The sequence below is a fragment of the Belliella aquatica genome, assembly GCF_014637795.1.
Taxonomy (GTDB): Bacteria; Bacteroidota; Bacteroidia; order Cytophagales; family Cyclobacteriaceae; genus Belliella; species Belliella aquatica.
In genome coordinates, this window is record NZ_BMFD01000002.1 from 25,035 (window position 1) to 37,494 (window position 12,460).

Annotated in this window: 12 protein-coding genes; 6 read left to right on the forward strand and 6 right to left on the reverse strand. The window is 36.6% G+C overall.

The annotated features are described in order from the left end of the window. Window positions 1-5 precede the first annotated feature (5 nt). Window positions 6-749: a flavodoxin family protein gene (locus IEV57_RS02805; RefSeq protein ID WP_188439455.1), complete on the forward strand. Its 744-nt coding sequence runs from the start codon at window positions 6-8 to the stop codon at window positions 747-749. Window positions 750-791: 42 nt separating this feature from the next. Here the strand turns inward: IEV57_RS02805 and IEV57_RS02810 are convergent, their stop codons facing one another. Beyond that, complete coding sequence (locus IEV57_RS02810) at window positions 792-1,460, reverse strand: haloacid dehalogenase type II (protein ID WP_188439457.1); 669 nt, start codon at window positions 1,458-1,460, stop codon at window positions 792-794. 183 nt (window positions 1,461-1,643) lie between these two features. On the opposite strand from IEV57_RS02810, the gene IEV57_RS02815 reads away from it, so the two are divergent. From IEV57_RS02815 to egtD, 4 genes are read left to right on the forward strand one after another with little or no spacing between them, the layout of a single operon-like run. Further along, complete coding sequence (locus tag IEV57_RS02815) at window positions 1,644-1,925, forward strand: DUF427 domain-containing protein (RefSeq protein ID WP_188439459.1); 282 nt, start codon at window positions 1,644-1,646, stop codon at window positions 1,923-1,925. A gap of 41 nt (window positions 1,926-1,966) precedes the next feature. Then, complete coding sequence (locus IEV57_RS02820; protein ID WP_188439461.1) at window positions 1,967-3,460, forward strand: BCCT family transporter; 1,494 nt, start codon at window positions 1,967-1,969, stop codon at window positions 3,458-3,460. Next, on the forward strand, window positions 3,447-4,601 hold the full coding sequence (gene egtB, locus IEV57_RS02825; RefSeq protein WP_188439463.1) for an ergothioneine biosynthesis protein EgtB: 1,155 nt from the start codon (window positions 3,447-3,449) through the stop codon (window positions 4,599-4,601). Before IEV57_RS02820 ends, egtB begins: the two co-directional genes overlap by 14 nt. 3 nt (window positions 4,602-4,604) lie before the next feature. Further along, window positions 4,605-5,531 carry an L-histidine N(alpha)-methyltransferase gene (gene egtD / locus IEV57_RS02830; protein ID WP_188439465.1) on the forward strand — a complete coding sequence of 309 codons (927 nt, stop codon included), beginning with the start codon at window positions 4,605-4,607 and terminating at the stop codon, window positions 5,529-5,531. A gap of 89 nt (window positions 5,532-5,620) precedes the next feature. Here egtD and IEV57_RS02835 read toward each other — a convergent pair whose 3' ends face one another. From IEV57_RS02835 to IEV57_RS02850, 4 genes are all read right to left on the reverse strand, one after another. After that, window positions 5,621-7,621, reverse strand: coding sequence for an outer membrane beta-barrel protein (locus IEV57_RS02835; RefSeq protein WP_188439467.1), 2,001 nt, complete (start codon window positions 7,619-7,621; stop codon window positions 5,621-5,623). Between the two features lie 88 nt (window positions 7,622-7,709). Then, entirely contained in the window at window positions 7,710-9,128 is a 1,419-nt protein-coding gene (locus IEV57_RS02840) for an ice-binding family protein (protein WP_188439469.1), read from the reverse strand. A gap of 615 nt (window positions 9,129-9,743) precedes the next feature. Further along, window positions 9,744-10,307 (reverse strand): helix-turn-helix domain-containing protein, encoded by a 564-nt coding sequence (locus IEV57_RS02845; protein ID WP_188439471.1) that lies wholly within the window; start codon window positions 10,305-10,307, stop codon window positions 9,744-9,746. A 24-nt stretch (window positions 10,308-10,331) separates the two neighbouring features. Then, window positions 10,332-10,871, reverse strand: coding sequence for a helix-turn-helix domain-containing protein (locus IEV57_RS02850; RefSeq protein WP_188439473.1), 540 nt, complete (start codon window positions 10,869-10,871; stop codon window positions 10,332-10,334). Window positions 10,872-11,315: 444 nt separating this feature from the next. Between IEV57_RS02850 and IEV57_RS02855 the strand changes: the two genes are divergently transcribed. Next, window positions 11,316-11,807 carry a CHY zinc finger protein gene (locus IEV57_RS02855; RefSeq protein ID WP_188439475.1) on the forward strand — a complete coding sequence of 164 codons (492 nt, stop codon included), beginning with the start codon at window positions 11,316-11,318 and terminating at the stop codon, window positions 11,805-11,807. Here IEV57_RS02855 and IEV57_RS02860 read toward each other — a convergent pair. Continuing rightward, window positions 11,804-12,451 (reverse strand): response regulator, encoded by a 648-nt coding sequence (locus tag IEV57_RS02860; protein WP_188439477.1) that lies wholly within the window; start codon window positions 12,449-12,451, stop codon window positions 11,804-11,806. The two genes, IEV57_RS02855 and IEV57_RS02860, sit on opposite strands and share 4 nt — an antisense overlap. Window positions 12,452-12,460 lie beyond the last annotated feature (9 nt).

The following is a 12,460-nucleotide window of genomic DNA, read 5'->3' on the forward strand; positions in this document are numbered from 1 at the left end:
CAAAGATGAAATTTAACCTCAACAGTATTCAAGAAAAATGGAATAGAGAAAATCCCTATGATTTTTCGGGTCTCAAGGCAGTATTCATCAACTGTACTTTGAAGAAATCGCCTTCTCTTTCACACACAGAGGGTCTAATGTCCATGTCCCAAACGATCATGGAAGCCAATGGAGTCAAAACTAAAATGATCAGAGCCGTGGATCATACAATCGCGTATGGTGTACAGCCCGACATGACTGAGCACGGCTGGGAAAAAGATGAATGGCCAGCAATTCAAGAAAAGGTTATGGATGCCAATATTCTGGTTATAGGAACTCCAATCTGGTTGGGTGAAAAATCCTCCATAGCTACGAAAGTTATTGAACGTTTATATGGGTTTTCTGGAAAACTTAACGATAAAGGCCAATCAGCCTACTACGGAAGGGCAGCTGGCTGCTTAATAACTGGAAATGAGGATGGAATTAAACATTGTTCTATGAACCTATTGTACAGCCTTCAACATTTAGGATATTCCATCCCACCTCAAGCAGATGCAGGATGGATCGGTGAAGCAGGACCTGGACCAAGTTACTTAGATAAAAATAGCGGGGGTTTAGAAAATGATTTCACTACCCGTAACACGACTTATATGACTTGGAATTTGATGCATTTGGCTAGATTACTGAAGGGTGAGTTTCCTGCTTATGGGAATATCAGAAATGAATGGGATGAAAGTAATCATGAGCACCCCAATCCTGAATATAGATAGGATAAACAGTTTTAAAACATCAATTTACAAAATGCGATATCACTAGCTTTCAAAGTATTTGTGAAGGTCTTTTAGACTTTCGATTTCTAAATCAACAGGTTCTGAAAAAGGATACGCTGGCATTCCTTTTCTCCTGATCAAACAAGTTTGGAGTCCAACTCTTTTTGCACCTAAAAGATCCCAAGGATGGCAAGCTATCATCATGACATCACTTGAAGCTAATTTTAATTCATTCAGCACAAATTGATAGGGAGAGGGATGGGGTTTGAAATAGCCCACTTCATCAATGCTAAAAATACGTTTCATGAACTTTCCAATACCACTATATTCCATTTGTGCATTTGCAGTTTCTAAACTACCATTGGTGAGCGCTACCATGGGAATTCCCAATTCTTGAAAACTTACCAAGCCTCCAATCACATCTTTATGAGGCGGTAAAGTTTTTATTTTGGAAAGCAGGACATTAATCTCTGATTGTGTGATTTTGCAATCTAGTTTTTCTGCCGTCATTCCTAAAGTAGCACCGGCTATTTCGCTAAAAGACCTATGTTTTCCTGTCAAACTTTCTACCCATGCATATTGTAACAGATACGCAAACCAAATGTCAAAAGCAGAAGAATGGAACAATCGACTATTGATAGCAGATTTTAACTGCGTCATGTCTAACAGCGTTTCATTGACATCGAAAACAAGAAGTGAAGGCTTATTCATATAGATTGAATTTATTGATGCATCAAGTTCAAAAGCTACAAAAAGAATCACGGTCTAAACTATTTATAGACAGAATTGTCTTTATCTTGACATTTAATCTATGTTATTGACTGCAAATTGCAAATCAAGGTCGTCAGCCATAATTTGATAGAAATTTAATAACAAACAAATAAAATATTTAAGATGAAAGCTATCTGGAATAATCAAGTAATCGCCGAAAGTGAAAAAACAATTCAAATCGAAGGGAATCATTATTTCCCAGCTGATACCATCAAAAAGGAGTTTTTCAAAGCTTCCGATACCTACACAACATGCCCTTGGAAGGGAATAGCATCCTATTATCATATTGAAGTTAACGGTGAAGTAAACATGGATGCTGCTTGGTTTTATCCAGACACAAAACCTGCTGCTAGAGAAATCAAAGACCATGTAGCGTTTTGGAGAGGGGTAGAAGTGAAGAAATAACTTGAAAATTATAGTTATCTCATATTCTTCAACTTGACGCCATGACTTTTCAATCCTTCAGGAAAACAACCAACTTCACCAACTGGATAGTTGCTATTTTCTGTGTTCTATTCTTGGGTTTTGCTTTTCTGATGCCCAATTCTTTCAGTACCATATTGGAAGATTTGACTCAGAATCTGCTCCAAAAGTTTGGGACATTTTATTTAATTTTAGGTCTATCGGCCGTCATAATCCTTCTTTTCTTGGCTTTTTCGAAGTTAGGAAAAATAAGGCTTGGATCAGGCAGTCCGGAATTCAACTGGGTTTCTTGGATAGCCATGTTATACAGCACGGGAATGGGAGCGGGCTTATTGCTTAGAGCAGTGCAGGAGCCAGTTTTCTATTATCAAAACCCACCTAGAGCATCTTCTTTAGACAGTGCTGGATTCGCCTTGGAATATACTTTTTTCCATTGGGGGATGACACCGTGGGCATTTTATGGGCTGTTTGGATTGATTATGGCTTATGTCATCTATATCAAGAAAGAAAATATCCTAAGCTCGTCTTTACTCCCAAAAGCCTATCAAACAGGTTTCATCGGGATTATGATGAATTCCCTCACGATTATTTGTACACTTCTTGGAGTTGTAGCAGCACTCGGGCTGGGTGGGAGGCAACTACTCGAAGCTTTAGGTCATATTACAAATAACAGTTTCAACCCTAACCATGCCATAGGTGTAGTGATGGTCGTTTGTTTAATTGCTACAACCTCTGCTTTACTAGGCTTAAAAAAGGGCATAAAGAACCTGTCCAATTTCAATATTGGAATAGCTACCATATTGCTCTTAATTGTGGCATATTTTGGTTTTCAGGATGGAATGTCGTTTAGTTTTATTGGTATCTTAGGCACATACATTTTAGATTTCGTTCCTATGAGTCTTAATCTGGGAAAATTTCAGGTTTCAGATGATTTTCTTCAAGATTGGACTTACTTCTACTGGGCATTTTGGCTGGCTTGGGCACCTTTCACAGGTGTTTTCATCGCTAGAATTTCCAAAGGAAGAAGTATTAGAGAATTTATTCTTGCAGTTTTAATTATCCCTTCTTTGGGTACATTTCTATGGTTTGCTGTTTTTGGTCAAAGTGCCTTTCATTTAATAGCTCAAGGTGATTTAGAAAAAGGAATGTTTGACTCTATTTATACAGGTATTTTTGTCTTTTTGGTGCAGCTGCCTTTAGCAAATATTACTCAAATCATGACTTTGTTATTGGTTTTTACATTTCTAATCACCTCCGTAGATTCGGCTATTTTTGTTTTGAGTATGTTTAGTGATGAAGGAAAAACCGAACCTAAAAAAAGGTTAAGATGGATATGGGGAATGATGATTGGCTTGTTTACAAGTGCAGTGATTATCATAGGACAGGAGACTTTACTACAATCGGTATCACAATTAATGATCGTATTTGCTTTTCCTTTTAGCCTGATGTTTTTGGCAATGGTGATATATTTTCTTAGCTTATTGTTTTTACAAAACTCGAATTATGAACAGAAGTAATTTTATAAAAAATAAACTTATAGATACCCGAAAACATACAGAAAAAATCTGTGAACCTTTGGAGATCGAAGACTATGTTCCTCAACCTGTGGTGGATGTTTCTCCTCCAAAATGGCATTTGGCACACACCACCTGGTTTTTTGAAACTTTCGTTTTGATTCCTTACTTCAAGGATTATCATGTCTATAATGATGATTTTGCCTTTTTATTCAACAGCTATTATAACAATGCGGGTGACCGTGTCCTTCGTCCCAATCGGGGTCTGATGACTCGACCACCAGTAAGAGAGGTAATGGCATATCGCAAATATGTCACTGAAAAGTGCCTCGCTTTGATTGAAACTCTTCCTTCTGATGGTATCCTAGACATCATCGAGATAGGGATCAATCATGAACAGCAACATCAAGAGTTATTGGTTTATGATATAAAATTCATTTTTGGGAACCAACCTACATTTCCTATATATGGGAGTGGGTTTGATCTTCAAAAAGAGGAGGAAAAGGGTTTTCTTAGTTTCAAGGCTGGCTTAAAACAAATCGGTGCAGCAGGGGAGGCTTTTTGTTTTGACAATGAGCTTGGTCAGCATCAAGTTTATATCCAAGACTTTGAAATTGCCCAAAATCTAGTTACAAATGGCGAATACCTTGAATTTATTCAATCAGGAGGATATACAGACTTTAATCTATGGCTTTCGGAAGGTTGGGATTTTATTCAAAAGGAGGACTTAAAAGCACCATTGTATTGGTTTGAAAAAAATGGAGATTGGTACAATTATACACTCCGCGGGTTCGAAAAAATAGACCATTCTCTCCCTGTGCAACATGTGAGCTTTTATGAAGCCTATGCATTCGCTGAGTGGAAAGGAGTGCGCTTGCCGACAGAATTTGAATGGGAAGTGGCTGCCGATCAACTTAATTGGGGACAACTTTGGGAATGGACTTACAGTGCCTACCTTCCATATCCTGGATTCAAAAAAGCGCCTGGTGCATTAGGCGAATACAATGGCAAATTTATGTCCAATCAAAATGTTCTACGTGGTGCTTCTGTTGCCACCCCAGAGGGACATAGTCGAAAAACATACCGTAACTTCTTTCATGCCTCCTCAAGGTGGCTTTTTTCAGGAATCAGATTAGCAAAGTAAATTATGAATCAATTTCTTAATGACGTCATCTCAGGTTTGACCTCAGTTCAAAAAACATTGCCTTCAAAATATTTTTATGATGAAAAAGGTTCTCGAATTTTTCAAGAAATCATGGCACTTGAAGAGTACTATCTTCCAGAATGCGAAGTTGAAATTTTACAGAATAGCTCCCAAGCCATCTTATCAGAAATTCAATCCGATGAATTGGATATCATTGAATTAGGCGCTGGTGATGGATCTAAGACCGTGATTTTTCTTAAAGAAGCTTTTAAAACGGGGAAATCTTTAACCTACATTCCAATGGATATCTCACCCGATATTTTAGAAATCAATAGAGAATTAATAAAATCAGAACTCCCTGAATTAAAAGTAAAACCTATACCAGGAGATTATGGTCATACTTCTGAATCATTAAAAGAGCGAAAATCACCAAAGCTTGTTCTCTTTATGGGAAGTAATATTGGGAATTTTCCTAGAGAAAAAGCAACTGAATTTATTCGCTTTGTGAATGACCTTCTTCAAAATGGAGATTTCTTTTTAATGGGAGTCGATTTGAAGAAGAATCCACATATAATTCGTGCTGCCTACAATGATAAAGAGGGGGTGACGAAGCGATTCAACCTCAATTTATTAGAAAGAATCAATCGAGAGCTTGACGCAGATTTTGAGCTGTCTTCTTTCGAACATTACGGCGTGTACAATCCACTTTCTGGTTCAGCATTAAGTTTTTTGGTAAGTCTTCAAGACCAAACTGTCACCATAAGTGGTCAAAAGATACATTTTGAGAAATTTGAGACCATCAACACTGAAATTTCTCAAAAGTACAGTTTGAAAGAACTTGATCAAATTGGAGCTCAAACAGGATTCAGCTGGGACAAACATTTTACTGACGAAAAGGGCTATTTCAGCTTAAGTCTTTTCAGAAAATGAAATAATTCTAAATCCTTTAAAAAAAGGAAAGCAAAAAAATGACTGCCTCTAAAAGAGACAGCCTTTTTAATCTAACCTGTTTTATATTTTTATTGTGGAATAATATCAATAACCACTGTTCTGTTGTATGCACGTTCTTCTGGGAATTTGTTGCTGAATGGCGATAGACCTTCATCCTCACCACTTCCTCTAACTTCAAACGTTACATCTTTTCTACCTTTATTAGCCAAGGCTTTTTCAAGGATTCCTTTTACATCATTTGCTCTAGCAAGAGACAAAGTTCTGTTGTAAGCAGGATCACCGATGATATCAGTATACCCAAGGATAACTACTTTTGCATTGACTGGAATTTTTTCTGCAACTACATCAGTCAAATACTTTTCGTATAGATTAACTGCATTAGATTCATCAAAATCATAGATTACACTGAATCTAGAATTGACAACATCAGTAGGAGGGGTCCACAATACCAAGTTCGCTGGAACTTCCTGCCTTACTTCTCTACCAGATTTGGTTTGACCTATCATGGTGATTTTATAATCTCCTTGAGGTCTTGCTCCAAGAATAGTTTGGCCAGGAATAGAAATCTTCTCTTCGGTATAAGGACCAAAATCTTGAATTCTTCCTTGCTCGTCTTTAACTTCAACCATCCAAGAATTGAATGCTGCATTCGAACCCTTTGCATTAAAGGTTATATAACTTTCCTCAGGAGCAGTTAATGTTTGAACTGATTTAAGCGGAGCGTTAGGACCAGCTTGGAATTCCATCAACATATTTGGTGTAGAACTTTCGATAGATACCTTACGGTCACCAGCACGAAGCAGGGTCTTATCATCCGATTGTCCTGATGCTGTGGTAGTATTTCTTCCTTCAGTTGAAATCCTACTACCATTGATCATAAAGACATCTACAAGATACTTTTTGATAGATTCAGCCATTGACTTTCCATCCGTAGGAGATTTCTCAGAATACCCAACTAGCTTAATGTTAGCATTTGGATTTTTATTCATACGATCTCCAAGGATGTTGAGGATATTATAATACACCACCATCTGTCTGTTGGCACGCTCAATATTTCTTTTTGGCGCAGTAGCCTCCAATTGATCCTCACTAAAATTGATAACTTGACTGTTGTTCAATTTTATATATCGACTAGGAATTTCTGTAGAATTAAGATCAAAGAACACATCATTTCTCAATGGGAATGTCTCACTCACATTTCTACTCACTGCAAGATTTCGGGGAGAATTTACAGAGAAGACCACTGTTGGATCTGCAGGCATCACTACTGCTGATTCTGGTACTCTTTCGATTTTACTACCCTTTCCTAATTTCAATGCTAGACCAAGTCTAAGAGTAGTATTGTTCCAGTTTTCTGTAGAACGTGGGTTCTGTCCGAAATATGGGTGAAATGAAGCAAAAGGTGCTAAGATGACTTTTGTTTTACTTGTACTCGAAGAGAGTGGAATATCTACTCCAGCCCCAACTTGAAAAGAAATTAAGTTTTTTTCTACATTAGAAAATTCACCATTCACCGCTGCAGGAAGCTGCTGATTACTCGCAGCAGGATTTACGCCTAGCTGATAAGTGAAATCTTTATCTCTATTGAAGGCAAATCTAGGACCTGCAAAAAGAAAGAAACTTGACTTAAATGGCGCAAATCTTAAGCTAGGCTCTAAAGTGATATAGCTCAAATTCGTGGTCAGATCCGCAGGGCAATTACATGGTGTGGTAATTTGATCAAAATCTCCCTGACGGTTATCATAACCACCTTGTAACATAAAACCAAAACGTGTATTTGCTTTGTGGTATTCAATCACTGGTGCTAAGAAAATTCCAAGGCCATTACCTTTTCTAAAGCCTGCTGGAACAGACAGATCATTATTCAATTGTTGTGTAGTTCCTCTGTAGAAGTTGAAGTTTCCTCCAGCTGCCACACCAAATCTCCATGAAGGGCTGGTGTAGGTATCTTGCGCTTGAAGTGGTGATTGTAATCCAATTAGGATCAATCCCGCCACCGCAACCGGCTTGCTGATGCTTAGCACCCATTTGGTGCTCTGAGCCAATATATCTTTAATGTTATTTTTCATCTGAATAGTGAGATATGTTTTTTAAGAATTTGGATAAAATATTGAAGTAAAAGAACCCGTAAAGGCCTTCTACTTCAATGATTTTTCCTTATGGTCTTTCTATAATATTGGTATTGGTAAGTACAACAGAACCATTTCTGGCAAGCATTCTACCAACGGCAGTCGCTCCTGAGTTCATGGTAATAGAAGTCAATGCAAGAACATTTCCTTGGAAAGAAGTATTGTCACCAATAGTAGCAGAGCTACCTGTTTGCCAATAGACATTCTTTGCTTGTGCACCACCTGTCAAGATGACGTTTCCTCCTGCACCTCCAACTGTTGTGAAGTCTGAAGCGATTTGGAAAATAAATACTGCATCAGGATTTCCTTGAGCATCAAGTGTCAAATCACCCGCTTGGATAAGTAGAGTAGAAGTTGATTTGTAAATTCCAGGTGCAAGTGTTAGTCCACCTTGATCTCCTGAAACTGTCACAGGCGCAGGAGATGACGCACCTTCAAGGAATAAATAAGCATCAGTCAAATCTTGTTTAGCTTGAACAAGACGAGCAGCAATGCCTGTTGGCAAAGGATCATCAGAAGCATGGATAAAACCATTGATTACAATTGCTGGCGGGAATCCTGTGATAGAAGATCTAACACCAGGAGAAATTCCAACACTCAAATTTCGGATTTCACTAAATCCTGCATTATTGCTAATGCCTACACCTGCTAAAATTCCAAATTCTTCTGCTTCACCTAGGTCTATTGAAGAAGCTTCAACAGGAGGAATGACAACAGGAATGGTTGTAAAGGACCAAAGGAAATTGCTTGCTAAAGATTTGTCTAACATGCTTGTAGCAGCTGTCGTGATGGTAGCAGAATAAGTATTACCCGCCAATAAAGGTGAATCAGGAGTAAATGAAGCCCTTAGACCAGTATAGGTAACATTCCCTGCCACTGGATTGTCATTCAAGGAAACTAAGAATGAGGTTTCTGTGATCGTAGAGGCTTGCATAGCTTCGCTAAAATCAGCCGTAATCACTTGATTGAGGGCAACATTGGTCTCCATATTACGTGGAGTAGTCAATTCAATAGTAGGAACTGGAAGCAATACTGTGTTGAAAGTCCATACAAAATCCTCTTGCATCAAATTTCCTGTTACATCTTTGACAGTTCTAAAAACTGTTGCCGTGTAGTTAGTATTTTCTTCTAAAGGTTCATTAGATTCAAAGCTTAAAGTTCTAGTACCTTCATCAAAAGAAAAAGAACCTGCAACAGCAGCACTTCCCATCAATCTAAATGAGTCCGCTGTTAGGGTTGTAGGATCCATATCTGTATTAAAAGTGGCATTCACCACTTGGGATAATGGCACATTTCTATCTGTGCTATTGGCTGGGTCGGTGCTGATAACCACAGGACATTCGCCAATTACTTCGATATTTTCATCGATACATCCTCCAATAAATATCGATAGGAGCATTACAAGAATTGACTTTAGCCAAAGTTCTTTTCGGGTTTTGATTTTCATTTTGTTGTTCATTTATTTAAGCGTTCTAAAAAAGAGCATAAAGCTGGGTCAAATATTAAAATCTTAATAGTCGATACTTTACCCTACAAAAGTCAGATATTACACAATCCAAAAACTTACACTTTATGAAATATTTGTTATATAAATCTCACTTTTTCAAAACAATTCTATTGTGTATTAGTTAAAATTAGTTTATTATTTTGTTTTGGTATCATAAAAAATGTTTTTTACATTATAAAAAACCTCTTTTGTTTTCAGAAAAACTGCACTTATTTGTAAAATTTGCTAGTTAAAACACAGAGAGTTAAGGAGAATGAATAGAGAAATAGGAATATGTAAAAAGGAAGGCAGATCTGATACTCAAGCATCTTGGTGAAAGGGTCAATGAATCTAGCTAAAAAGGAAGTTTGGATGGGCTTAAAGATTAATTTCAACTAAATAGGTCAGTTTTATAAATTATAAAAATCCATTTTACAGTACAGCGTTCATGCCATTAACCAAACAAAATGGTGTATTATAAAGCCAATGATGTAGTGATAAGCAATAACGCTTATCCAAAAGATTATTTGTGATAAAAATGTAACTGATGTCAAGCGGGTATTTATAAGAATATAATTATACCACTTTAACCAGCAAACTGAGGCGTTTCTTTTTGATCGATTGAAAAAAACTAGGGTTAAGCCCTGTTACTTTTTTGAAATGTCTATTAAGTTGAACAGTATTTCTGAAATTCAATTGTTTTGCGACTTCTTTCAGGGTTAACGAATCGTAAAGGATCATTTCCTTGGCTTTTTCGATTCTGAGTTCCATGATATAATGCGTCATTGTACAGCCGCTTACTTCTGCAAAAATAGTAGAAAGGGAAGAAAAGCTAAGTCCTAAATTTTCAGTAAGAAACTCTTGATAGCTACTTTTAGTAAACACTTCATCTTTGGCCATCATTTGATCTAAAATCAATTTGACTTTTTCAATGAGGTCTTCATGGTCTTTATCTAACAGAACAAGTCCATGACGTTTCAGACTATTTCTGAGCACCCCATGATCGGCCGATGACAATTCTTTCTTCAGCTCAACAATTCCAAGCTTTTTAATTACTGCTGGAATTTCAAGATTTTTTAGAATTTCCCTGACGTTTGCCTTACAACGCAAACTAACCATGTAGCGAATATATATTTTCATACTATTGGATAGGCATCCATTGGTTTAGAGATTTTCAAGATTGGTTGTTCTTTTTAACTTCAATTGCTTGAAAAAGGAGGGAGTGACCCCTGTTACTTTTTTAAACTGACTTGAAAGATGGGCTACACTGCTATAGTGCAATTTGTACGCGATTTCAGATAGATTTAATTCATCATATAAAAGAAGCTCTTTGACTTTCTCGATTTTATGAATGATGATGTATTGTTGTATCGTTAGTCCTTTTACTTCTGTGAATATATTAGAAAGATAGGTATAATCATAACCTAATTTTTGACTGAGGTGAATAGAGAAGTTTTCTTTGGGCATTTCGTCCGAATAATGGATAATCTCTATTATAGAATTTTTGATCCTCTCGATCAGAATACTTTTCTTATCATCCATCAGCTCCAAGCCAGATTTCAACAAATTCTTATTCAGTTGCTCGCGTTGTTCTTGAGATATGGGTTCGGCAAGTTCTACTGTACCCAACTCAACCTGATTATAGTCAATACCCAAACAGCAAAGTTCTTCTTTGACCACCATCTTACAACGAAGACTTACCATGTATTTTATATGCAGTTTCAAAATTGATTGATCAGATTTAAGGAATTAAAATTGAAAGTCATCCATTGCCCTGCTAAGCATTTTCCCTTTCCTGTTATCATTATTCGTGTGATAGGCTTTTAAATTTTGGATGTGCATAAAGATGATCAATTTAAGTCGGTTATCAACCGTATGACAATTAATATTAGCTATAATTTATAAAAAAATTAGAGCTAAAATGTACCCATACTGCTCAAATAACCAATTTTTAGTGATATCAACCGATCCTCAGACACATCTTACTAGGTAATGTTTACCCACAATAATGATAGTTTGAGTCGTTATAACTGAATACGTTTTAAAGCTCTCTATTGAAGCTTATCAATTAATATTTATCTTTAAGAATTGAAACAAAAGCGATGTGGTTCAAAATTATATTTTAATAAATTTCAACACAGATAAATAATGAAACGATTAACCTTAATTCCTCTTTTGATGTTGTTATTTTTTACTTCATCTACCTTTGCTCAAAATAATGTGGATCAACCATTTAAATTTATTGAAATAGGAGAGGTGAGGGTTTTTGGTAAATCAGTGGATAAGCAAACACGCTGTGTACATTGGCATTCTGACTTAGATATCATCGCTATCAAATTCAAGTGCTGCGACAAATACTACCCTTGTTTTTCCTGTCACGAGGAAGAGGCAGATCACAAACATACGGTTTGGCCAAAAGGAGAATTTGACGAAAAAGCAATTCTCTGCGGCGTTTGCGGACATGAACTGACCATCAAAGAATACATGGCCTCAGGCAATACCTGCACAAACTGCAAATCCAATTTCAATCCCGGCTGCAGCAATCATTATCACCTGTACTTTGACGTGGAAGAGAAGAAGGTGGAAGACGAAAACCCAGATTTTTCAAGGATGAGATCAACTCTTAAAATAAAAAACTAAATCAATCGCTTTTTCTTTGCCTCCTCGATCGCTTCAATTTTAGAGTGAACTTTTAATTTTTGATAAATATTTTCAATGTGCCGACGTACTGTATAAGGCGAGATAAAAAGATTCTCTGCAATTAAAGTGTAGGGAATTCCGGTGGATAGTTGCTCTAAAACCTCTACTTCTCTTTTAGAAAGCTGAACTGAGCTTTCAATATCCGGTTGAACTACTTTTTTTATTGGCGTTCTTAAAAGATTCAAGGTTTTTAATGCTATGGATGGAGTCATAGCTGCTCCACCATCTAGTGTTTGCTTAATTGCATTATGCAATTCCTGTGGTGCTGTTTCTTTTAAAAGATACCCATCTGCTCCTGCTTTTATAGCATTAAATATTTTTTCGTCATCATCAAAGACAGTAAGAATAATAATCTTGATTTGAGGATATCTGTTTTTAACTAATGCCGTTGTTTCTATACCATTTAACAGTGGCATTTCTATATCCATAAGAATTAAATCAGTATTTCGAAAAGTTTGCAGTTTATCCAAACACTCTTTTCCATTTGTAGCAGTAAAGCCTATTGTAAAATCATCGAAAAAAGAGAGTTTTTCTCTCACACTCGTTATTAAAAAATTATTGTCATCTACAATAGCTATTTGCATTTTATTAAA

Excerpts from the sequence above, each read along its gene's own strand:
- IEV57_RS02805 (WP_188439455.1), top strand. The coding sequence starts at position 6 with ATGAAATTTAACCTCAACAGTATTCAAGAAAAATGGAATAGAGAAAAT.
- IEV57_RS02810 (WP_188439457.1), bottom strand. The coding sequence starts at position 1,460 with ATGAATAAGCCTTCACTTCTTGTTTTCGATGTCAATGAAACGCTGTTA.
- IEV57_RS02815 (WP_188439459.1), top strand. The coding sequence starts at position 1,644 with ATGAAAGCTATCTGGAATAATCAAGTAATCGCCGAAAGTGAAAAAACA.
- IEV57_RS02820 (WP_188439461.1), top strand. The coding sequence starts at position 1,967 with ATGACTTTTCAATCCTTCAGGAAAACAACCAACTTCACCAACTGGATA.
- egtB (WP_188439463.1), top strand. The coding sequence starts at position 3,447 with ATGAACAGAAGTAATTTTATAAAAAATAAACTTATAGATACCCGAAAA.
- egtD (WP_188439465.1), top strand. The coding sequence starts at position 4,605 with ATGAATCAATTTCTTAATGACGTCATCTCAGGTTTGACCTCAGTTCAA.
- IEV57_RS02835 (WP_188439467.1), bottom strand. The coding sequence starts at position 7,621 with ATGAAAAATAACATTAAAGATATATTGGCTCAGAGCACCAAATGGGTG.
- IEV57_RS02840 (WP_188439469.1), bottom strand. The coding sequence starts at position 9,128 with ATGAAAATCAAAACCCGAAAAGAACTTTGGCTAAAGTCAATTCTTGTA.
- IEV57_RS02845 (WP_188439471.1), bottom strand. The coding sequence starts at position 10,307 with ATGAAAATATATATTCGCTACATGGTTAGTTTGCGTTGTAAGGCAAAC.
- IEV57_RS02850 (WP_188439473.1), bottom strand. The coding sequence starts at position 10,871 with ATGGTAAGTCTTCGTTGTAAGATGGTGGTCAAAGAAGAACTTTGCTGT.
- IEV57_RS02855 (WP_188439475.1), top strand. The coding sequence starts at position 11,316 with ATGAAACGATTAACCTTAATTCCTCTTTTGATGTTGTTATTTTTTACT.
- IEV57_RS02860 (WP_188439477.1), bottom strand. The coding sequence starts at position 12,451 with ATGCAAATAGCTATTGTAGATGACAATAATTTTTTAATAACGAGTGTG.